Annotated in this window: 15 protein-coding genes; 12 read left to right on the top strand and 3 right to left on the bottom strand. The window is 73.1% G+C overall.

Features of this window, described 5'->3' with window-relative positions; genetic code table 11:
- Positions 1–14: 14 nt before the first annotated feature.
- From smc to ACZ6X9_RS00605, 3 genes are all read left to right on the top strand, one after another.
- The gene (gene smc / locus ACZ6X9_RS00615; protein ID WP_469775750.1) at positions 15–3,572 is read left to right on the top strand and encodes a chromosome segregation protein SMC; all 3,558 of its coding nucleotides are present in this window, start codon (positions 15–17) and stop codon (positions 3,570–3,572) included.
- 283 nt (positions 3,573–3,855) lie between these two features.
- Positions 3,856–5,274 carry a sugar porter family MFS transporter gene (locus ACZ6X9_RS00610; protein ID WP_185941282.1) on the top strand — a complete coding sequence of 473 codons (1,419 nt, stop codon included), beginning with the start codon at positions 3,856–3,858 and terminating at the stop codon, positions 5,272–5,274.
- 101 nt (positions 5,275–5,375) lie between these two features.
- A complete protein-coding gene (locus ACZ6X9_RS00605; RefSeq protein ID WP_469775749.1) occupies positions 5,376–6,128 on the top strand; it encodes a serine hydrolase in 753 nt (250 codons plus the stop codon).
- A 187-nt stretch (positions 6,129–6,315) separates the two neighbouring features.
- Here the strand turns inward: ACZ6X9_RS00605 and ACZ6X9_RS00600 are convergent, their stop codons facing one another.
- Positions 6,316–6,801: a carboxymuconolactone decarboxylase family protein gene (locus tag ACZ6X9_RS00600; RefSeq protein ID WP_469775748.1), complete on the bottom strand. Its 486-nt coding sequence runs from the start codon at positions 6,799–6,801 to the stop codon at positions 6,316–6,318.
- Between the two features lie 131 nt (positions 6,802–6,932).
- Between ACZ6X9_RS00600 and ACZ6X9_RS00595 the strand changes: the two genes are divergently transcribed.
- The 4 genes from ACZ6X9_RS00595 to ACZ6X9_RS00580 all read left to right on the top strand — a co-directional run bounded on the left by ACZ6X9_RS00595 (position 6,933) and on the right by ACZ6X9_RS00580 (position 11,139).
- Positions 6,933–7,958 carry an RNA polymerase sigma-70 factor gene (locus ACZ6X9_RS00595; protein WP_469775747.1) on the top strand — a complete coding sequence of 342 codons (1,026 nt, stop codon included), beginning with the start codon at positions 6,933–6,935 and terminating at the stop codon, positions 7,956–7,958.
- Positions 7,959–8,230: 272 nt separating this feature from the next.
- On the top strand, positions 8,231–8,941 hold the full coding sequence (locus tag ACZ6X9_RS00590) for an HAD family hydrolase (RefSeq protein ID WP_469775746.1): 711 nt from the start codon (positions 8,231–8,233) through the stop codon (positions 8,939–8,941).
- Between the two features lie 74 nt (positions 8,942–9,015).
- The gene (locus ACZ6X9_RS00585) at positions 9,016–10,257 is read left to right on the top strand and encodes a helix-turn-helix domain-containing protein (protein ID WP_469775745.1); all 1,242 of its coding nucleotides are present in this window, start codon (positions 9,016–9,018) and stop codon (positions 10,255–10,257) included.
- Between the two features lie 393 nt (positions 10,258–10,650).
- Positions 10,651–11,139: a hypothetical protein gene (locus ACZ6X9_RS00580; protein WP_469775744.1), complete on the top strand. Its 489-nt coding sequence runs from the start codon at positions 10,651–10,653 to the stop codon at positions 11,137–11,139.
- 72 nt (positions 11,140–11,211) lie between these two features.
- Here ACZ6X9_RS00580 and ACZ6X9_RS00575 read toward each other — a convergent pair whose 3' ends face one another.
- A complete protein-coding gene (locus ACZ6X9_RS00575; RefSeq protein ID WP_469776604.1) occupies positions 11,212–12,708 on the bottom strand; it encodes a purine-cytosine permease family protein in 1,497 nt (498 codons plus the stop codon).
- Positions 12,709–12,994: 286 nt separating this feature from the next.
- On the opposite strand from ACZ6X9_RS00575, the gene ftsY reads away from it, so the two are divergent.
- The gene (gene ftsY, locus ACZ6X9_RS00570) at positions 12,995–14,242 is read left to right on the top strand and encodes a signal recognition particle-docking protein FtsY (RefSeq protein WP_469775743.1); all 1,248 of its coding nucleotides are present in this window, start codon (positions 12,995–12,997) and stop codon (positions 14,240–14,242) included.
- Between the two features lie 332 nt (positions 14,243–14,574).
- Here the strand turns inward: ftsY and ACZ6X9_RS00565 are convergent, their stop codons facing one another.
- Positions 14,575–15,246, bottom strand: a complete 672-nt coding sequence (locus ACZ6X9_RS00565; protein WP_469775742.1) for a bifunctional DNA primase/polymerase — start codon at positions 15,244–15,246, stop codon at positions 14,575–14,577.
- Between the two features lie 490 nt (positions 15,247–15,736).
- Between ACZ6X9_RS00565 and nsdA the strand changes: the two genes are divergently transcribed.
- From nsdA to ACZ6X9_RS00545, 4 genes are all read left to right on the top strand, one after another.
- Positions 15,737–17,338, top strand: a complete 1,602-nt coding sequence (nsdA, locus tag ACZ6X9_RS00560; RefSeq protein ID WP_469775741.1) for a transcriptional repressor NsdA — start codon at positions 15,737–15,739, stop codon at positions 17,336–17,338.
- 494 nt (positions 17,339–17,832) lie between these two features.
- Positions 17,833–19,230 (top strand): ammonium transporter, encoded by a 1,398-nt coding sequence (locus ACZ6X9_RS00555; RefSeq protein WP_469775740.1) that lies wholly within the window; start codon positions 17,833–17,835, stop codon positions 19,228–19,230.
- Positions 19,227–19,565, top strand: coding sequence for a P-II family nitrogen regulator (locus ACZ6X9_RS00550; RefSeq protein ID WP_469775739.1), 339 nt, complete (start codon positions 19,227–19,229; stop codon positions 19,563–19,565). The genes ACZ6X9_RS00555 and ACZ6X9_RS00550 overlap by 4 nt, the downstream gene beginning before the upstream one ends.
- Before the next feature lie 22 nt (positions 19,566–19,587).
- Positions 19,588–21,963, top strand: coding sequence for a [protein-PII] uridylyltransferase (locus ACZ6X9_RS00545; protein ID WP_469775738.1), 2,376 nt, complete (start codon positions 19,588–19,590; stop codon positions 21,961–21,963).
- The last annotated feature ends 108 nt before the right edge of the window (positions 21,964–22,071 follow it).

The raw sequence follows: 22,071 nt of genomic DNA, 5'->3' as shown, positions 1-22,071 counted from the left end.
TAAAGTCCTTCCGCGTGCACCTCAAGAGCCTGACCCTGCGCGGGTTCAAGTCCTTCGCGTCCGCGACGACCCTGCGCTTCGAGCCCGGCATCACCTGTGTCGTGGGCCCCAACGGTTCCGGCAAGTCGAACGTCGTCGACGCCCTCTCCTGGGTCATGGGCGAACAGGGCGCCAAGTCGCTGCGCGGCGGCAAGATGGAGGACGTCATCTTCGCCGGGACGACCGGGCGGCCGCCGCTCGGCCGCGCCGAGGTCTCGCTCACCATCGACAACTCCGACGGCGCGCTGCCCATCGAGTACGCCGAGGTCACCATCACGCGGATCATGTTCCGCAACGGCGGCAGCGAATACCAGATCAACGGGGACACCTGCCGCCTCCTCGACATCCAGGAGCTCCTCTCCGACTCCGGCATCGGCCGGGAGATGCACGTCATCGTCGGCCAGGGCCAGCTCGACTCCGTCCTGCACGCCGACCCGACCGGCCGTCGCGCCTTCATCGAGGAGGCCGCGGGCGTCCTCAAGCACCGCAAGCGCAAGGAGAAGGCGCTGCGGAAGCTGGACGCGATGAAGGCCAACCTCGCCCGGGTCCAGGACCTCAGCGACGAACTGCGCCGCCAGCTCAAGCCGCTGGGCCGGCAGGCCGCCGTCGCCCGCCGCGCCGCCGTCATCCAGGCCGACCTGCGGGACGCCCGGCTGCGGCTGCTGGCCGACGACCTGACGGCACTCCGCGAGGCGCTGCGCGCCGAGATCGCCGACGAGGCCGCGCTCAAGAGCCGCAAGGACGCCACCGAGGCCGAGCTGCGCGAGGCGGCCCGGCGCGAGGCCGAACTGGAGCGGCAGGTCGAGGAACTGGCACCGCGGCTGACGACGGCCCAGCAGACCTGGTACGAGCTGTCCCGTCTCGCCGAACGGGTGCGCGGCACCATCGGCCTCGCGGACGCCCGCGTCACCAGCGCCACCGCCGCCCCCGCCGAGGAGCGGCGCGGCCGCGACCCCGAGGACCTGGAACGCGAGGCGGCCCGGATCCGCGAGCAGGAGGCCGAGCTGGAGGCCGCCGTGGAGGCCGCGGGCCGGGCCCTGGAGGACACCTCCGCCCACCGCGCCGACCTCGAACGCCGCCTCGCCGAGGAGGAACGCCGGCTGCGCGACGCCGCCCGCGCCCTCGCCGACCGGCGCGAGCAGCTCGCCCGGCTGCAGGGCCGGGTCACCGCCGCGCGCGGCCGGGTGGCCTCCGCCGAGGCCGAGGCCGGCCGCCTGGCGACCGCCCGCGACGAGGCCCTGGAGCGTGCCGAGGCGGCGCGCGAGGAGTACGAACGCCGGCAGGCCGAGGCGGACGGCACCGACGCCGGGGACGCCGAACTCGCCGGCCGGCTGCGGGCCGCCAAGGAGGCGCTGGCCGCCGCCGACGCCGCGCTGGCCGCCGCCCGCGAGGCCGCCACGGACGCCGAACGCCGCCGGGCCGCCGTCTCGGCCCGGCACGACGCCCTGGCCCTGGGCCTGCGCCGCAAGGACGGCACGGACGCCCTGCTGTCGGCGCGGGAGCGGTGGGACGGGCTGCTGGGCCCGGCCGCGGAGCTCCTCACCGTCGCCCCGGGGCACGAGCTGCCGGTGGCCGCCGCGCTGGGCGCCGTCGCCGACGGCGTCGCCGTCACCGGCCTCCCGGCCGCCGCCGAGGCGCTGCGCCTCCTGAAGAAGGAGGACGCCGGCCGGGCCGTCCTGCTGCTCGGCGGCGCTCCTTCCTCCGCGGCTCCGGACCGGCCCGCCCCGCCCTTCGGACGGTACGCCGCCGGGCTGGTCACCGGCCCGGAGGAGCTGCTGCCCGCCGTGCGGCGGCTGCTGGACGGCGTGGTGGTCGTGGACTCCCTGGAGGACGCCGAGCGGCTGGTCGCCGGGCGTCCGGAGCTGACCGCCGTCACCGCCGAGGGCGACGTCCTCGGCGCCCACCTCGCCCAGGGCGGCTCCGAGGGCGCGCCCAGCCTGCTGGAGGTGCGGGCGGCCGTCGACGAGGCCGCCGCCGAGCGGGCGGAGCTGGACGAGCGCTGTGCCGCGCTGGCCCGTGCGCAGGAGGAGGCGGGGGAGGAGCGCGGCCGGTGCGCCGCCGCCGTCGAGGAGCTGGCCGCCCGGCTGAGCGCCGCGGACCGCGAGAAGTCGCGTTCCGCGCAGGTGCTCGGCGGGCTCGCCGGGCAGGCCCGGGCGGCGGCGGGCGAGGCCGAACGGGCCGCCGCCGCCGCGGCCCACGCGGAGGAGGCCCTGGTCCGGGCGCGTGAGGAGGCCGAGGAGCTGGCCGCGCGGCTGGCCGCGGCCGAGGAACTGGGCGAGGACGAGCTCGGCGAAGCCTTTGACGAGCCCGACACGGCGGTCCGCGACCGGCTGGCCGCCGACGGCGCCAACGCCCGGCAGACCGAGATGGAGGCCCGGCTCCAGCTCCGCACCCACGAGGAGCGGGTCAAGGCGCTGGCGGGCCGGGCGGACTCGCTGGACCGTGCGGCGCGCGCCGAGCGGGAGGCGCGGGAGCGCGCCGAGCGGCGCCGCGCCCGACTGCGGCACGAGGCCGAGGTGGCCACCGCCGTCGCGGCCGGCGCCCGGCAGTTGCTGGCCCACGTCGAGGTGTCGCTGGTCCGCGCGGACGAGGAGCGGCGGGCCGCAGAGGCGGCGAAGGCCGAGCGCGAGCGCGAGCTCGTCGCCCGCCGCAACCGGGCCCGGGAGCTCAAGTCCGAGCTGGACAAGCTGACGGACTCGGTGCACCGGGGCGAGGTGCTGGGTGCCGAGAAGCGGCTGCGGATCGAGCAGTTGGAGGCGAAGGCGCTGGAGGAGTTCGGCATCGAGCCGGCGGCGCTGGCCGCCGAGTACGGTCCTGACCAGTTGGTGCCGCCGTCGCCCGCGCCGGAGGGCGAGGAGCCTCGGGAGCTCGCGCCCGTCCCGTACGTCCGGGCCGAGCAGGAGAAGCGGCTGCGCGCCGCCGAGCGGGCGTACCAGCAGCTCGGCAAGGTGAACCCGCTGGCGCTGGAGGAGTTCGCGGCGCTGGAGGAGCGGCACAAGTTCCTCTCGGAGCAACTGGAGGACCTGAAGAAGACCCGGGCCGACCTGCTCCAGGTGGTCAAGGACGTGGACCGGCGGGTGGAGGAGGTCTTCACCGAGGCGTACCGGGACACGGCCCGGGAGTTCGAGGGCGTCTTCTCGCGGCTGTTCCCGGGCGGTGAGGGGCGGCTCGTCCTGACCGACCCCGACGACATGCTGGCCACCGGCGTGGACGTGGAGGCCCGGCCGCCGGGCAAGAAGGTGAAGCGGCTGTCGCTGCTGTCGGGCGGCGAGCGGTCGCTGACCGCCGTGGCCCTGCTGGTGGCGATCTTCAAGGCGCGGCCCAGCCCGTTCTACGTGATGGACGAGGTCGAGGCGGCGCTGGACGACACCAACCTCCAGCGGCTGATCGGGATCATGCGGGAGCTCCAGGAGAGCTCGCAGTTGATCGTGATCACCCACCAGAAGCGGACGATGGAGGTCGCCGACGCGCTCTATGGCGTGTCCATGCAGGGCGACGGTGTCTCAAAGGTCATCAGCCAGCGGCTGCGGTGACCGGATCTCTCCCCTGTCGGCCGGCCGGTCGGTGATCATCCATGGCTCAAACAGCCCCGCATTCCGGGCATTTTTCATGATCGCCTTCAAGTAATGAAGGCAAACTACCGCAAACGCCAGGGATAGTTCTTCGTCACAAAGTATTGACTTCGCCAAATGAAGACATAGGGTCTGCTGCGTTGCTTATGCCTTCAACTGGTGGGCACTTGGATCATGTGACCCACTGGAAAGGCCACCCCCACACCTTTCCCGGCAACGTCGCCGAGGAACCCAGGAGTACACGTTGACCAGCACTGCGATGGCGCAGGGGGCCGAGGGCCGCAAGGCCCAGCCGGACCACCTCGGCCACGTCATCTTCATCACCGCGGCCGCGGCCATGGGTGGCTTCCTCTTCGGCTACGACAGCTCCGTGATCAACGGTGCGGTCGAGGGCATCCGCGGGAAGTACGACATCGGCTCGGCCGCCCTCGCCCAGGTCATCGCCATCGCGCTGATCGGCTGCGCCATCGGCGCCGCGACCGCGGGCCGCATCGCCGACCGGATCGGCCGCATCCGCGTGATGCAGATCTCGGCGACCCTCTTCACCATCAGCGCCGTCGGCTCCGCGCTGCCCTTCGCCCTCTGGGACCTGGCCTTCTGGCGCGTCCTCGGCGGCATCGCGATCGGCATGGCCTCGGTCATCGGCCCGGCCTACATCGCCGAGGTCTCCCCGCCCGCCTACCGCGGCCGCCTCGGCTCCTTCCAGCAGGCCGCGATCGTCGTCGGCATCGCCGTCTCGCAGTTGGTCAACTGGGGCATCCTCAACGCGGCCGACGGCGACCAGCGCGGCAAGGTGCTGGGCATCGAGGCCTGGCAACTGATGCTCGGCGTCATGGTCGTCCCGGCCGTCCTCTACGGCCTGCTCTCCTTCGCCATCCCCGAGTCCCCGCGCTTCCTGATCTCCGTCGGCAAGATCGACAAGGCCAAGGCCGTCCTCGCCGACGTCGAGGGCAAGGGCGTCGACCTCGACGGCCGCGTCGCCGAGATCGAGCACGCCATGCGCAGCGAGCACAAGTCCAGCTTCAAGGACCTCCTCGGCGGCAAGGCCGGCTTCCTGCCGATCGTCTGGGTCGGCATCGGCCTCTCGGTCTTCCAGCAGCTCGTCGGCATCAACGTCGCCTTCTACTACTCGGCGACCCTGTGGCAGTCCGTGGGCATCGACCCGAGCGACTCGTTCCTCTACTCGTTCACCACGTCGATCATCAACATCGTCGGCACCGTGGTCGCGATGCTCCTCGTCGACCGCATCGGCCGCAAGCCGCTCGCGATCGTCGGTTCGGCCGGTATGGCCGTCTCCCTGGCCCTGGAGGCCTGGGCGTTCTCCTCCCAGGCCGGCGACGGCTCGCTGCCGACCGCACAGGGCACCGTCGCCCTGATCGCGGCCCACGCCTTCGTCCTCTTCTTCGCCCTCTCCTGGGGCGTCGTGGTCTGGGTCTTCCTCGGCGAGATGTTCCCCAACCGGATCCGCGCCGCGGCGCTGGGTGTCGCCGCGGCCGCCCAGTGGATCGCCAACTGGGCCATCACGGCCAGCTTCCCGAGCCTGTCGGACTGGAACCTCTCCGGCACCTACATCATCTACACGGTCTTCGCCGTGCTCTCCATCCCCTTCGTGCTCAAGTACGTCAAGGAGACCAAGGGCAAGGCGTTGGAGGAGATGGGCTGACATCCCCCCGCCGCCCGTCTCCACGGAAAGGCCGCCCCGGTTTCGCACCGGGGCGGCCTTTCCGCTGTCTACGCGGCCGTTCCGCTGTCTACGCTGAGACCGTGCTCTCCCTCGTCGTGACTCCTCAGGGCCGCCCCCCGGTGATCGAGCGGAACGCGGACGCGGCGCACTACGCCGCGAGCACCATGAAAGTGGCCGTCCTGGCCGCCCTCCACCGCTCCGGCACCGACCTCGACCGGCCCGTTCCGGTCGTCAACCGCTTCCTCTCCGCGGCCGGCGGCACCTACGCCAACGACCCCGCCGAGGACAGCGATCCACTGCCCTGGCGACGGCTCGGCGAGCCGGTCCCGCTGCGCTGGCTCGCCGAGCGGATGGTCACGCACTCCTCGAACCTGGCCACCAACCTCTGCCTGGCCGAGGTCGGGTACGCGGCCGTGGCCGAGGTCTGGCGACGGGCGGGCGCCACCCGCAGCACCGTCGTCCGCGGCATCGAGGACCACCCCGCCCGCGCCGCCGGCCTCCAGAACCTCGTCACCGCCCGCGACCTGGCCGCCCTCCTGGCATCGCTGGAACCGGAGGTCCTGGCCCTGCTGGAGCACAACGCCCACGCCGTCGACCTCGCCGCCGGCCTGCCCCCGGGCACCCGGCTCGCCGGCAAGAACGGCTGGGTCACCGGCCTCCGCCACAGCGCCGCCGTCGTCCACCCGTCCGACGCCCCGCCCTACACGGTCGCCGTCTGCTACACGGGCCCCCTCGGCTCCGGCGACGACGTCCACGACCCGGCCGCCCGTCTCCTGGCCCGGATCTCCGCCGCGGTGTGGCACTCGCGGCACCGGCTCGCGGAGGCACCGTAGCGGGGCCGGCCGGGCGGGTGCCTTCAACCGGGCGCCCTTCACGTGGGCGTCCTTCAAGTGGGCGTCCTTCAACCGGGTGCCGGTCGGCCGGGCGCGGGCAGTCGAGTGCGGATCAGCCGGGCGCGGATCAGCGGGGCGCCGGTCATCCCGGCACCGGTCGGCCGGGCGGGGGTCGGCCGGGCGGCGGTCAGTCGAGTGCGGAGGCGAACATGCCCGCCTCGTACGACCCGCCCCGCTGGTGCACGATCACGGCGAGCCGGTTGGCCGCGTTGATCAGCCCGACCAGGCAGACGAGCGCGGCGATCTGGTCGTCGTCGTAGTGCTCGCGGACCCGGGCCCACGTCTCGTCGGACACGCCCTGGTGGGCGTCGGCCAGCCGCGTCCCCTCCTCGGCGAGCGCCAGGGCGGCCCGCTCCGCCTCGGTGAACACCGTGGCCTCGCGCCAGGTGGCCACCAGGTGCAGCCGCGCGTGGCTCTCCCCGGCCGCCACCGCCTCCTTGGTGTGCATGTCGACGCACCAGCCACAGCCGTTGATCTGGCTGGCGCGCAGCGACACCAGTTCCTGCGTGGACTGCGGCAGCGACGACTGGTGGAGCAGCACGCCGGCGTTGGCGAACCGCTTGGTGAACCGGGCGCCGAACTCGTTGGTGAACAGGTCGAAACGGGTGTCCATGACGTCGTCCTCACGGTGTGGTGTGGCACTGGCGACCATGAGATGCCGCCGGGCGGCGCCTTGTGACGGTGTGCGGATGTGACGAGGACCACCGGCGAAGGGTGTCACAAAGTGCCGGTGAGCGGTGTCCGATGCACGTGACACGGTCGGAAACGAACACGGGGGAGCAGAAGGTGAACAGCGAGCACGGCACGCGTACGGAGGAGCCGGGCGAGGTCCGGCAGGGAGGGCCCGCGGGCGGGTCGCCGGGCGGGGGCGCGTGCGGCACCGGCACCTCCGCGGACGTCGCCACCGACACGTTTGTGACCCACCGGAACCTGCTGTTCACGGTCGCCTACGAGATGCTCGGCTCGGCCGCCGACGCGGAGGACGTGCTCCAGGAGACCTGGCTGCGCTGGTCGGCCGTCGACCTCGACACCGTGCGGGACCGGCGCGCGTATCTCGTCCGCGTCACCACCCGCCAGGCCCTCGGCCGGCTGCGGACCCTCGGCCGGCGGAAGGAGTCCTACGTCGGGACCTGGCTGCCCGAACCGCTGCTCACCGCCCCCGACGTGGCCGAGGACGTCGAGCTCGTCGACAGCGTCTCGATGGCGATGCTGCTGGTCCTGGAGACGCTCGCGCCGACCGAGCGGGCGGTGTTCGTCCTGCGCGAGGTGTTCGACCTCGGGTACGACGAGATCGCCGAAGCCGTCGACAAGACCCCCGCCGCCGTCCGCCAGATCGCCCACCGGGCCCGCTCCCACGTCGCCGCCCGCCGGCCGCGCGGCACCGTCTCCCCGGCCGAGACCCGGAGCGCGCTCGACGCCTTCCGGCGGGCGGTCGAAACAGGCGACCTGCAGAGCCTGCTCGACATCCTCGCCCCCGACGTCGTCCTCCTCGGCGACGGCGGCGGCGTCAAGAAGGCCGTCCTCCGGCCCGTCGTGGGCGCGGACAAGGTCGCCCGTCTGCTCCTCGGCTCGCTGTCCCGGATCACCGAGGAGACATCGCTGCTGACGACGCAGGTCAACGGCCACCCGGCGCTGCTCTTCCGGCTGGCCGGCGAACTGGACACCGTCGTGGCGGTCCGCATGGACGACGGCCTGATCAGCGGCTTCTACGCCGTCCGCAACCCGGAGAAGCTGTCGCGGATGGACGAGGAGGCGGCGCTGCGGCGCTGAGGGCGGCGTTCGCCCCGCGCGTGAACGACGGCACGTCACCGGACGGGAGACGAGCCCGGACCGATGGCCGGAGCAGGTCCGGGCCCGCCGCACGATTCCGCCCACGACGTCCTGAGTGCAGAAGCCCGAAACGGCGCGGACGGGCCGGTGAAGTCGCCCTGTGGCTCGGTCGTGTGGCGGCTGCCTGACGTCCGACTCGTGCTCGGCTTCTGCGCTGGACGGCGGGCGCTTTCGCCGCCGCGCAGACGGTTCCGTCCCGTAGGCTGCTTCGCGTGATCGAGGCAGTGGTGTTCGACATCGGCGAGACGATCATCAAGGACGACCGTGGGTGGGCTTCTTGGGCGGACTGGCTCGCCGTTCCCCGGCACACCCTGTCCGCGCTCGTCGGCGCCGTCGTGGCGCAGGGGCGAGACAACGCCGACGCGATTCGCATGCTCCGGCCGGGTATCGATCTCGCCGCCGAAATGCGTGCCAAGGAAGTGGCGGGGTTCGGCGAAGAGCTCGACGAGTCGGACCTTTACCCGGATGCCAGACCGGCGTTGCGCGCGCTTCGCTCAGCCGGTCTGCGAGTGCTCCTGGCCGGCAACCAGACGGCCCGGGCCGGTGACCTGCTGCGAGCCATGGACCTGCCTGTCGATGCCGTCGCCACCTCGGAGGAGTGGGGGGTGGCCAAGCCGGACCCCGCCTTCTTCCGCCGTGTCGCCGAGCTGGCCGGAACGTCGCCCGGACGCACGGTCTACGTGGGTGACCACCCTGCCAACGACTGCGTTCCCGCGGCTGCCGCCGGGTTCCGCACAGCGCATCTGCGGCGAGGGCCGTTGGGATATCTGTGGTCGGGCAGCACGGAAGCCGCTGTGGCGGAGTGGCGCGTCCACTCCTTGCTGGATCTGCCATGTCTGCTGAGACCGGGGGGCGCACCGACCGGTCCGTGTCGTGGTGGCCGACCGGACGGTCCACCGACATCAACGGCCCTTCGTACATAGGCTCCTTCGATGCCGTGCGCACCCATGCACGCTCTACGCTGGCCGTGTCGAGCCGCGCGAAGGAGGGCCAGCCCATGCCGGACGCCGCCCCGGACCCGTACGCCCATCCCCTGGTCTTCGGCCAGCGGATGCAGATCCTGCGCACCCGCCGCGGGCTGAGCCGCCCGGTGCTCGCCGGGCTGCTCGGGCGGTCGCCCTCGTGGGTGAAGCAGGTGGAGAACGGTGACATCAACACCCCGTCCCTGGCCATGATCCTGCGTATCGCGGAGGTTCTGCGCGTGCGCGACCTGGCCGATCTCACCGGCGATCCTGCCTTGTCGGCCGAGCTGTTCACCGGCCCGGGGCACCGGCTTCTGCCCGCCGTGCGGGAGGCGGTCGACGCTTTCCCGGTCCGGTGCGACCGTGAGCCGTCGTCCGTCGAGCACCTGCGGCAGCGGCTCGACCGGGCCTGGGCGGCCCGCCACTCGGCTGCCAACCACCGCGAAGTCGTGGGCGCTTTGTTGCCTGACCTGATCCGAGACGCGCAGTGCGGTGCGCACGCCGCCGAGACGTCAGCCGAGCGGCGGGCGATGCAGGCGATCCTGTCCGAGGTCTACTCCTTGGCCCAGTTCTTCCTGGCCTACCAGCCCGACCAGGCTCTCCTCTGGCGGGTGGCCGAGCGCGGCACGGTGGCGGCCCAGGAATCGGAGGACCCGCACGCCGTCGGCGTCGCCGCCTGGCTGACAGTCCAGGCCCACCGCGACGCCGGGCGCTTCGACGCGGCGGACGCGGTCAACGCGGCGACGCTGCGGTTTCTGGAACCGCTGCTCGCGAATGCCGGCGCCGACGTTCGCGCCGTCGTCGGGGCGCTGCGCTTCGAGGCGGGGTACACGGCGGCACGGCGGGGTGAGTCCGGGACCGCGTGGGGCTGGTGGGATCAGGCCCGCACTGTCGCGGACAGCCTGCCGCCCGGGTACTACCACCCCGTCACGTCGTTCTCCACAGCCGTGATGTCGGCCCATGCCGTCACCATCGCCGTGGAACTGAGGGCGGGCCCCGAGTCGGTCAGGCAGTCCGCCAGGGCGGACGGGGATCTGATCCCCTCCCGTCCTCGCCGGGCACGGCACCGCATCGAGGAGGCCCGCGCCCACCATCTCGACAACCAGCCGGACATCGCCCTCGCCACCCTCGCCAAGGCCCACGCGGCCGCGCCGGAAACGATCGCCTACAACGGCTACGCGCGACGGATCGTGCTGGAGGAAACCGAGTCCAAAAGCCCGGAAAGGCGACGGCGGGCCGGTGAACTCGCCGTGCGGCTGGGCATCCTGGCCGCCTAGACGCACCGGGCGAACTCGTGAGCGAGGGGCAGGATTCCTGCCCCTTCCGCTTTTCCCGCAGCCGTACGGTCGGCGCGACATCACGTCCACCAGCGCGCCTCCGGGAGCCTCATGAACAGCAGCGCTGCGGGTCGAGCACCCGCAATCCCCCGCAGGGCAGAAGAGCGCTCACTGCCATCCGATCTCTGTCGCCTCGGACAGCACTCTTCCTGCCCCGGTGCCACGACGATCCGCTGCGTCTCCGGAGAAGCCAGCGGTGATCACACCGAGTCCCGGTCCTGTGCTTGTCCCTGCCATGGCAGTGGCGGACGCGGTGTGCCCGGGCCCCGCCCGGCCGGAACCGCCGGCCCGTCCTCACGCGCCCCCCGCCACACCGAAGGGAAAGCCGTGCCCATGAACGACCTCATCCGCCTCCACCCCTGGCTCGCCACCGGCGCAGCCGCCTGGCTCGTTTCGCGGGAGGTGCACCCGCGGGTGGCGCGGGAGGCGTGGGCCAAGGGGTTGCCGGCGACGTTGCGGGCCGGGATCCACTTCGACGTCGTTCACATTCCCGCCGCGCTGGTCGAGGGCGGGGGCGCGAGCGGGGAGTGGGACGCGGTGGCGGGGCGGTTCCGGGAGGGTGGGATCACCGCGGGTGTGATCGTGTCGCGGCGGCGGGAGCGGTACAGCGTGCTGGTGCCGCCGGACGCCGCCGGGAACTGGGACGTGCCGCACACGCACTGCGTCGGGGCGAGCTGTCACACGAACTACCTGGCCACCCCGGTACCGACCCGGCGGCACCCGCCCGGCGCCTTCTGGCTGCTGCCGGTGCCGGACGGGCGTGAGGCGCTCTGCCCGCCCGGCCGGTTGCGGGAGCTGCTCGCGGGCGCGGCGGGGTGCTGAGCCGGGCGCACAGCACAGCGCCCCCGCACCGGCAACCGGTGCGGGGGCGCTCCGTACGGAGCGGCGGAGCCGTCAGACGGTGGCCTTCGGCCGGGCCGGCTCGTTCTCGCGCTGCGACGGGACCGGGGCGGCGCCGTTCTCGCGCGGGGTGGGGAGGACGGCCATGATGATCGCGGAGATCACGATGGTCGCGGCCCAGCCCAGGCCGTACTTGCCGATGAAGGTGGTGGCCAGCGGGCCGGTGAACCAGGAGCAGTCGGTGAAGCAGAGGCCCGCGAGCAGGGCCACAGCCCAGGACGTCATGGCCTGCCAGCAGAAGCCGCCGACATACCAGTAGCGGCTGGTACGGCCGGTGTCCATGAGGGCCTCGGGGTCGTAGCGCACGGCGCGCGTGCGGCGGCGGAACATGTCGACCGCGTAGACGCCGATCCAGGCGGAGAAGGAGACCGCGAGCAGGATCAGGAAGGTGATGAAGGAGCTCAGGAAGCTCTTCGCCACGAGCATCAGCATCAGGCCGCCGACCAGCGAGATCACGGCGTTGATGCTGACCGCCATGGCCCGCGGCAGCTTGACGCCCATGGTCTGGGCGGTGAAGCCGGCCGAGTACATCGAGAGGCTGTTGATCAGCAGCATGCCGACGATGGCGGTGATCAGGTAGGGGACCGCCAGCCAGGTCGGGAGGATGTCACCGAGGAAGGAGACCGGGTCGGCGGCGTTCGCCAGGTCCGGGGTGGACACGGCCATCACGGCACCCATGAGCACCATCGGCACCATGACGAGGCCCGCACCGGAGATCGTCGTCCCGACGATCTTCTTGCCGGAGGCGGAGTGCGGCAGGTAGCGCGCGAAGTCCGGACCGGTGGGCACCCAACTGATGCCGCCGGCGGCGATGGTGCCGACACCGGCGACCACCATGGCCGTCGTGCCCGCGGGCTTGGAGAAGACCTCGTCCCAGTCGATGTTGGCGATCAGGTAGGCGAGCACCAGCACGCTGAAGACGCCGAACAGGTAGGTCGACCAGGTGTTGCACACGTTGAGCGCCTTGCGGCCCATGCCGCTCACCAGGAACGTGCACGCGACGAACGCCAGCAGCGTCACCACGATCAGCGCGGTGTTGCTCTTCACGCCGAAGACCAGGTCGAGCACGGTCAGCACGGCGTACGCGCCGGTGACCGCGTTGATCGTCTCCCAGCCGAAGCGGGCGACCCAGAGGATCGCGCCCGGGAAGAGGTTGCCCCGCACACCGAACGTCGCGCGGGAGAGCATCGCGCCCGGCGCGCCGCCCCACTTGCCGGAGACCGACAGGACGCCCACGAGCCCGAAGGAGACCAGCGCCGCGCAGGCGGCGACGATCAGGACCTGCCAGAAGTTCAGGGAGTTGAAGACGATCAGAGCCGCGCCCATGGTGAGCAGCAGGACGCTGATGTTGGCGGCGACCCAGGTCGGGAAGAGCTCCCGGACCCGGCCGTGCCGCTCGTGGTCGGGGACGGGCTCGATGCCGCGCGTCTCGATGGCGCTCGCGGCGCCGTCGGTGCTGGACACGTTGGCGCCTTCGGCAGCGTTGTCCATGGTGGGGGCCATATCGGGGGCTCCGTGCGGGGTGTGAACAGGGCGGGGCCTGAACAGCGGGGGGACAGAAAGGAACAGTCGGACTCTACGCGCGTCGCGCAGCCCGGACCATCGTACTTACTTCCAACTTTGCGCAGTTAGTGCCATTGGTCCTTGTGGGAAGCCACAAGAGCGACGGCGGGAAAACGCGCGACGGGCATACGGCCGCCGCCGGAAAAGCACAAGAGTGCCGCGTCGCCGGGCGCTGCGGCGCCCGGACGGCAGGGTGGCCGATACTGGGTCCGTTATGGAAATCGTCATCCTTGCTGTAGTCATCGCTGTAGTCATCGCTGTGGTCGCGCTCGGCGCGATCAGCGGGCTCGTGGTCAGCAGCCGCAAAAAGAAGCAGCTACCCCCGGCTCCGCCGCCGAGCAGCCCGTCCGTCACCGCGCCGCCCGCCGAGCCCCACGTCGGCGAGGAGGCCGAGACCCCGCGCGAAGAGAAGCGCCGCACCGTCGAGGAGGTCGAGCTCCCGCCGACGGAGCAGGCCCCTGAGGCGCCGGCGCCCGTCGCGGAGCCCGAGCCCGCGCCCGAGGCGCCCGCCGTCGAGGTGCCCGAGCCCACCGCCGGCCGGCTCGTCCGGCTCCGCGCCCGCCTCTCGCGCTCGCAGAACTCCCTGGGCAAGGGGCTCCTCACGCTCCTGTCCCGGGAGCACCTCGACGAGGACACCTGGGAGGAGATCGAGGACACCCTGCTCACCGCCGACGTCGGCGTCGCGCCGACGCAGGAACTGGTCGAGCGGCTGCGCGAGCGCGTCAAGGTGCTCGGCACCCGCACCCCCGACGAACTGCGCGACCTCCTCCGCGAGGAGCTCCTGACGCTGGTCGGCACCGAGGCCGACCGCAGCGTTCACACCGAGCCCGGTGTGGGTGTCAACGGTGAGGAGAAGCCCGGCATCGTCATGGTCGTCGGCGTCAACGGCACCGGCAAGACCACCACCACCGGCAAGCTCGCCCGCGTCCTCGTCGCCGACGGCAAGTCCGTCGTCCTCGGCGCGGCCGACACCTTCCGCGCCGCCGCCGCCGACCAGCTCCAGACCTGGGGCGAGCGCGTCGGCGCCCGTACCGTCCGCGGCCCCGAGGGCGGCGACCCCGCCTCGGTCGCGTTCGACGCGGTCAAGGAGGGCATCGCGGAGGCCGCGGACGTCGTCCTCATCGACACCGCCGGCCGGCTGCACACCAAGACCGGGCTCATGGACGAGCTCGGCAAGGTCAAGCGCGTGGTCGAGAAGCACGGCTCGGTCGACGAGGTGCTGCTCGTCCTGGACGCCACCACCGGCCAGAACGGCTTGGTCCAGGCCCGGGTGTTCGCCGAGGTCGTCAACATCACCGGCATCGTGCTCACCAAGCTCGACGGTACGGCCAAGGGCGGCATCGTCGTCGCCGTCCAGCGCGAGCTGGGCGTGCCCGTCAAGCTGGTCGGCCTGGGCGAGGGCGCGGACGACCTCGCGCCGTTCGAACCGGAGGCGTTCGTCGACGCCCTGATCGGGGACTGAGCGACGGCTTTCGGGGACCGGACACCGGCCTTCCCGGGCCGGACGCCGGACGCCGGACGGCTTTCGGAGACCGGCGGACGGCCTTCGAGGGCCGGGCGACGGTCCGGCCGGAGCGTAGGAACGGGTTCTGCCGCGGAGAGCGCGCGGCAGGGCCCGTTTCGCGTTCCCGGGACGGCTGCGCGGCACGGGACGCATGGGCGGTACGGGGCCGGACCGGTGGAGGCCGGCGGGGACCAGAGGTGTCAGGCCGTGCCCGACCGGTGGAGGCCGGCGGGGGACCAGAGGTGTCAGGCCGTGCCCGAGCGGTGGAGGCCGGTGGGGGACCTGAGGCGTCAGGCCGTGCCCGAGCGGTGGCAGACGTACGCCAGCGTGCCCAGCAGCAGCCGGGCCTCCGGCGGCCGGAAGGCGGTGTCCAGGGCCGGCGGGCGCAGCCAGCGCATCGGGCCGAGCCCGGCGAAGTCGGACGGCGGCGCGGTGACGTGGTCGCCGGCGCCGAGACCGTGTAGGTCGAGCCGGGCGTCGTCCCAGCCCATCCGGTAGAGCAACTGCGGGAGTTCGGCGGCGGCCCCCGGCGCGACGAAGAACAGGGCACGGCCGTGCGGGGTGAGGGCCACCGGGCCCAGGGGGAGCCCCATCCGCTCCAGCCGGGCCAGTGCGTGCCGCCCGGCCGCCTCGGAGACCTCCAGGACGTCGAACGAGCGTCCTACGGGCAACAGGACGGCCGCGCCGGGCACCTGAGCCCAGGCGGTCGCGGCCTCGTCCAGCGTGGCGCCGGCCGGGACCACGGGGGCGAAGGAGAGGGGATGGGCTCCGGGGGACGGGCAGTCGGCGGCCCCACAGGAGCACGCCACCTGCTGCCCCGCCCGCACCGCGCGGGCGCCGGGCGCCACGTCCCAGCCCCACAGCCCGGTGCACTCCGCCACCACGGTCACGGCATCGGACGCGCGGCCCCGGCGCCGGGAACTCGCCCGCAGGTCCCGGATGCCGCCGATTGTGAAGCCCATGCCCCCTCCAACGGGTCCTCTTCGCGGTTGGTTACGGGTCGGAGTGTCCTGGACACGTACCGTCGCGGGGGCCGCTTCATGGCGGCGCGACGGTGCGCGGCAGGGTGTGTGACCTGCGATGCGCGCCGTCGTTCACTCCGGTTCGCCCCTTGCCGGACCCCGCTCGCCGTGCATTCCGGTGCCCATGTCAAGTCAATCGCGCGGCGGGCGTGGCGCGTTCATTCCTTGGGGTGGCGAATGGTGGCGTTTCCTGGACTGCACTCGCTTCGACCGTGATCGTAGGATTACTTTCGGTGTGTGAACCGCGGCGGCACTACGGAGTGCCGCCACCACGTTCGCGCCCGTACTCCCTTTTCCTGTGCGGCTGTTGAGCCGCCATGGAGCGATGTGGTGGGCGGGCGGCGTGAGCGGCGCGGTGCGCCGGTGGTTCGCCACTCAGCGGTCCGCACGGGCGAGTGCGGGACCGGACGGTCTGGATGGGGGCGTTCCAGTGGACGGCAGCGTCAGCGGCACCGGCGGTGCCGGCAGGGCTGAGCGGGCGGAGCAGGACGGCGTGGCCGAGCGGGCGGAGAAGCCGGGCGCAACCGAGGCGCTCGAGAAGGCCGAGAAACTCGAAAAGGCCGAGAAGGCCGAGAAGGCCGAGAAGGCCGAGAAACGTCCCAACGAGCAGCTCAACTCCTGGTTTCTGCGCAGCGGCTGGTCGAAGGGCGAGCTGGCGCGGCAGGTCAACCGCCGGGCCAGGCAACTGGGCGCCCACCACATCAGCACCGACACCTCCCGGGTCCGCCGCTGGCTGGACGGCGAACAGCCGCGCGAGCCCATCCCGAAGATCCTCTCCGAGCTCTTCTCCGAGCGGTTCGGCTGTGTCGTCGGCGTGGAGGACATCGGGCTCCGCACCGCCCACAGGTCGCCCTCCGCCTCCGGTGTCGACCTGCCCTGGGCGGCGCCCCAGACCGTCGAGCTGATCAGCGAGTTCTCCCGCAGCGACCTGATGCTCGCCCGGCGCGGCTTCCTCGGCACCTCGCTCGCCCTCTCGGCGGGGCCCGCCCTGATCGAGCCCATGCAGCGCTGGCTGGTCCCCACCTCGCCCACGGGTGCCGCGTCGTCCGGCGGCGGCGACCGCTCCCGCCGCGCCCAGCTCTCCAGGCCGGAGCTGGACCTGCTGGAGTCCACCACCATGATGTTCCGCGCGTGGGACGCCCAGTGCGGTGGCGGGCTGCGCCGCAAGGCCGTCGTCGGCCAGCTCCACGAGGTCACCGACCTGCTCCAGGAGCCGCAGGCCGACGAGACGTCCAAACGCCTCTTCAAGGTGGCCGCCGAACTCGCGCAGCTCGCGGGCTGGATGAGCTACGACGTCGGCCTGCACCCCACCGCCCAGAAGTACTTCGTGCTCGCCCTGCACGCCGCCAAGGAGGCGGGCGACCGCTCCCTCGGCTCGTACGTCCTCTCCAGCATGAGCCGGCAGATGATCCACCTCGGCCGGCCGGAGGACGCGCTCGAACTGATTCACCTCGGGCAGTACGGATCACGTGAGACGGCGACCCCCCGCATCCAGGCCATGTTGTATGCGATGGAGGCCCGGGCGTACGCCACCATGGGCCAGCCCGCCAAATGCAAGCGCGCCGTGGGCATGGCGGAGGACTGCTTCTCCGACTGCACCCCGGGGGACGGCGATCCGGACTGGATCCGCTTCTTCTCCGAGGCCGAGCTGAACGCCGAGAACGCGCACTCGTACCGCGACCTCGCCTACGTCGCCGGCCGCAGCCCCACGTACGCCTCGCTCGCCCGCCCCAAGATGCGGCAGGCCGTCCGGCTCTTCGAGGAGGACGGCGAACACCAGCGCTCCTTCGCCCTCAACCTGATCGGCCTGGCCACCGTCGACCTCATGGACCGGGAGCCCGAGGCGTCCACCGTGCACCTGGCGAAGGCCCTGCGGATCGCCAAGCAGGTGCGCTCCGAACGGGTCAACAACCGGCTCCGCAAGACCGTGGGCACCGCGGTCCGTGACTTCGGTGACGTCGCCGAAGTCCGCGACCTGACCGAACAGCTCGCCCTCCACCTGCCGGAATCCGTGGAGGCCGCCCCCGCGTGACCCGCCGGGCTCCGGGCGGCTTCCGGCCTCCCAGGCCCCCGGCCTTCCGCGCGGCCCCAGACCCCGGCCGCGGCGACCGTCCCGTACAGCCCGACTCGGCTCCCCCACGCCAGTCAGACGTCGGACGGCCGCCGCGGCCGGCCTTCTTCCCCGACCGCCCGCCAAGGGCAGCCCGGGCGGCGGCAGCCCGGCGAGGACGGCCCGGACGACGGCACCCGGGCGGCAGCACCCCGGCGACGGCAGCCCGGGCCGATGGTGGCCCGGTGACCCCACCCCGCGCGGTGCCCCCCCGTACGGTCATCCGGCTGTACGGTCGCCCCGCCGCGTCCCCGCGCGGTTCACCCACTCGTAACACTCCCGCCGCCTTCGTCACCGGCGTGAAACAGCCGGCTGCCCTGTGCGAAACCGTGCTGCGTCAGCCTCGAGGCCACACCGGCCCACAGCGAACCCCGCCCGCACGGGGGCACGGGCCCCGCTGCGAGGAGACACGGATCGTGAATGGAGCGGATACCGCGTTCGTACTGATCAGCGCCGCGCTCGTGATGCTGATGACGCCCGGCCTGGCCTTCTTCTACGGCGGCATGGTCCGGGTGAAGAGCGCGCTGAACATGCTGATGATGTCGTTCGTCTCCCTCGGCATCGTCACCGTGCTGTGGGTGCTCTACGGCTACTCGCTCGCCTTCGGTGACGACATCGGCGGGGGTCTCCTCGGCGACCTCGGTCATGTGGGGCTGAAGGGCATCAGGCCGGAGACCCTCACGGGCGGCAAGGAGGGCATTCCGGTCCTCGCCTTCGCCCTCTTCCAGTTGATGTTCGCGGTGATCACCCCGGCGCTGATGAGCGGCGCCCTCGCGGACCGGGTGCGCTTCAGCGCCTGGTGCCTGTTCATCACCCTCTGGGTCAGCCTCGTCTACTTCCCGGTCGCACACTGGGTCTGGCACGCCGACGGCTGGCTGTTCAAGCTCAAGGTGATCGACTTCGCCGGCGGCACCGCCGTCCACATCAACGCGGGCGTCGGCGCCCTCGCCGCTCTCATCGTCGTCGGCAAGCGCATCGGCTTCCGCAAGGACCCCATGCGCCCCCACAGCCTCCCTCTGGTGATGCTCGGCGCGGGGCTGCTGTGGTTCGGCTGGTTCGGCTTCAACGCCGGTTCCGCGCTCGCCGCCAACGGCACCGCCGCCACCATGGCCCTCAACACCCAGGTGGCCACCGGCGCGGCGATGCTCGGCTGGCTCGCCTACGAACGCGTCCGGCACGGTGCCTTCACCACCCTGGGCGCCGCCTCAGGGGCCGTCGCCGGGCTGGTGGCCATCACCCCGTCCGGTGCCGCCGTCAACGCCTTCGGCGCGATTCTCATCGGCCTCGTCGCGGGAGCCGTCTGCTCCTGGGCCGTCGGCCTCAAGTTCCGCCTCGGCTACGACGACTCGCTCGACGTCATCGGCGTCCACCTCGTCGGCGGCGTCATCGGCACCCTGCTCGTCGGCGTTCTCGCCGTGGACGGCGTCGGCGGCGCCACCCAGCTCGGCCGGCAGGCCGCCGGCGCGTTCTCGGTCATGGGCTACTCGTTCGCGGTCTCCTGGCTGCTCGCCAAGCTCGTGGACCGTATCGTCGGTTTCCGCGCCACGGAGGACGACGAGATCGCCGGGCTCGACCGGGCGTTCCACGCCGAGACCGCGTACGACCACAGCGCGGTGGGAGGCACCACGGCCCTCCGCGGCGCGCCCGCCCCGGACCGCCGGCCGCAGGACCCACGAGCGGAGGGACCGCGAGCCGAGGACGGGCGGTCGGAGGACGGGCGGCCGGGAGAACCGCGGCCGGGCGGTACGACGGACGGCGCGCCGGACGACCGGCCGGACAACCAGAAGCCGGACAACAAGAAGGTGGACGCATGAAGCTCGTCACCGCCGTCGTCAAACCGCACCGCGTCGACGAGGTCAAGGACGCCCTGCGGCGGTTCGGCATCCAGGGGCTGACCATCAGCGACGTCCAGGGACACGGCAGACAGCGCGGCCACACCGAGGTCTACCGGGGCGCCGAGTACCGGATCGACACCCTCCCCAAGTCCCGCATCGAGGTCCTCGTCGAGGACCAGGACGCGGCCGACGTCGTCGACGTCATCGTCCGCACCGCCCGCACCGGGAAGATCGGCGACGGCAAGGTCTGGGTCGTCCCCGTCGAGACCGTCGTCCGCGTCCGCACCGGCGAACGCGGACCCGACGCACTCTGAACCACCCACCAGGGAGCCCGAGTTGACCGATACCCGTCTCCAGTCCGCCGGCTCGGGCACCGACTGCTACGCGGCGGCCCGGCTGCGCCTGCTGCACGACCGCACCCGCAGCGGACCGGTCCTGCGCGCGGAACTCGCCCGGCTCACCGACGACTGGCTCGCCGGTCTCCTCGGCCGCACCCAAGGCGTCGCCCTCGTCGCCGTCGGCGGCTACGGCCGCGGCGAACTCTCGCCCCGCAGCGACCTCGACCTCCTGCTGCTGCACGCGCCCGGCGCCGACCCCGCGCACGTCGCCGCCGTCGCGGACCGCCTCTGGTACCCGGTCTGGGACCTCGGCCTCGCCCTCGACCACGCCGTCCGCACCCCGGCCGGCGCCCGCCGGACCGCCACCGACGACCTCAAGGTCCACCTCGGCCTGCTCGACGCCCGGCACCTCGCCGGCGACCCCGGACTGACCGCCGCCGTCCGCGCGACCGCCTACGCGGACTGGCGCGACCGCGCCCCCGCCCGGCTCCCCGAACTCCGCGAACTCGGCGAGGAACGTGCCCGCCACCACGGCGACCTGCGCTTCCTCCTCGAACCCGACCTCAAGGAAGCGCGCGGCGGCCTCCGCGACGCCACCGCGCTGCGCGCCGTCGCCGCCTCCTGGCTCGCCGACGCCCCCCGCGAGGGCCTGGAGCACGCCCGCGCGCTGCTCCTCGACACCCGCGACGCCCTGCACCTCGCCACCGGCCGCGCCACCGACCGCCTCACCCTCCAGGAACAGGACCAGGTCGCGGGCGCCCTCGGCCACCCGGACGCGGACGCCCTGCTGCGCCGCGTCTACGAGGCGGCGGGCACCGTCGCGTACGCGGCCGACGTGGTGTGGCGCGAGGTCGGCCGGGTGCTGCGGGCGCGGTCCGGGCGGCCCCGGCTGCGGCGGGTGCTTGGGGGCCGTGGCGGCGGCTTCAGGGAACCGGAGCGGCTGCCGCTCGCCGAAGGCGTCGTCGAACAGGACGGCGAGGCGGTCCTCGCCCGGGCCGCCCGGCCCGAACACGACCCCGTCCTGCCGCTGCGCGCCGCCGCCGCGGCGGCTCGCGCCGGGCTGCCGCTCGCCGCGCACACCGTCCGCCGGCTGGCCGCGGCCGGTCCGCTGCCCGAGCCCTGGCCCGCCGAGGCGCGCGAACTCCTCGTCACGCTCCTCGGGGCCGGTCCGCACACCGTCACCGTGTGGGAGGCGCTGGAGGCGGAGGGCGTGATGTCCCGGCTGCTGCCGGAGTGGGAGCGCGTCCGCTGCCGCCCGCAGCGCAACCCCGTCCACCGCTGGACCGTCGACCGGCACCTGATCGAGACCTGCGTCCGGGCCGCCGCGCTCACGCGTCGCGTCGACCGCCCGGATCTGCTGCTGGTCGCCGCGCTCCTGCACGACCTGGGGAAGGGGCTGCCCGGGGACCACTCGGTGGCGGGGGAGGCGCTGGCCCGGGTGATCGGGCCCCGGCTCGGCTTCGGTCCGCCGGACACGGCGACCCTCGCCGTCCTGGTCCGGCACCACCTGCTGCTCGTCGAGACCGCGACCCGGCGCGACCTCGACGATCCGGCGACGGTCCGGACCGTCACGGACGCGATCCCCGACGCCGCCACGCTGGATCTGCTGCACGCCCTGACCGAGGCCGACGCGCTCGCGACCGGGCCGGCGGCGTGGAACTCCTGGCGGGCGTCGCTGGTTTCCGGCCTGGTGCGGCGGGCGGCGGCGGCCCTGGCGGGGGAGCGGGTCGTGGGGCGCGCGGAGCCTTCGCCGCCCTCCGCCGACGAGGAACGCCTCGTGGCGGAGGCGCGGAGTTCCGGCTCACCGACGGTGGAGCTGTCCGCCGGGGACGACGGTGTGGAGTTGCTGATGGCCGTCCCCGACCAGCCCGGCGTGCTGGCCGCCGCCGCGGGCGTGCTCGCGCTGCGGCGGCTCACCGTGCGGGCCGCGGATCTGCGGTCCGTGCGTGGTGGCGTGCTGTTGCTGCGGTGGCGGGTGGCGGCGGAGTACGGCGATCCGCCGTCGGGGGTGCGGTTGCGGGACGATCTTGTGCGGGCGTTGGACGGGTCACTGGATGTCGTGGGGCGGCTGGCCGAGCGCGAGGCGGCTTATGCGGGGCGTCGGCGTGGGCTGCCGCCGGCCGCGCCTTCGGTCTCCGTCTGCGACGGCGGATCCCACGACGCGACCGTCTTGGAGGTGCGGGCCGAGGACGCTCCCGGGCTGCTGTACCGGATCGGGCGGGTGCTGGAGGGGGCGGGGGTGTGGGTGCGGAGTGCGCATGTGTCGACGTTGGGGGCGAGTGTGGTGGATGCGTTTTATGTGACGGGGGTGGATGGGGTTCCTCTGGGGGAGGCGCAGGCTGTGGCCGAGGCGGTGGAGCGGGCGTTGCGGTAGCGCCTTCGGCGGGCTGTGCCCCGGTCCCGCCCTGCCCCCGGACGGGCCGGATAGCGCGCCCTGGCGCACCATTCAGCCCGTCCGGCGTTTGAGGACGAGCGGCGGAGC

This window comes from Streptomyces sp. NPDC052910 (genome assembly GCF_055585605.1).
The sequence above is the reverse complement of the archived record's forward strand: the minus strand, read 5'-3'. Positions and strand labels throughout refer to the sequence as shown.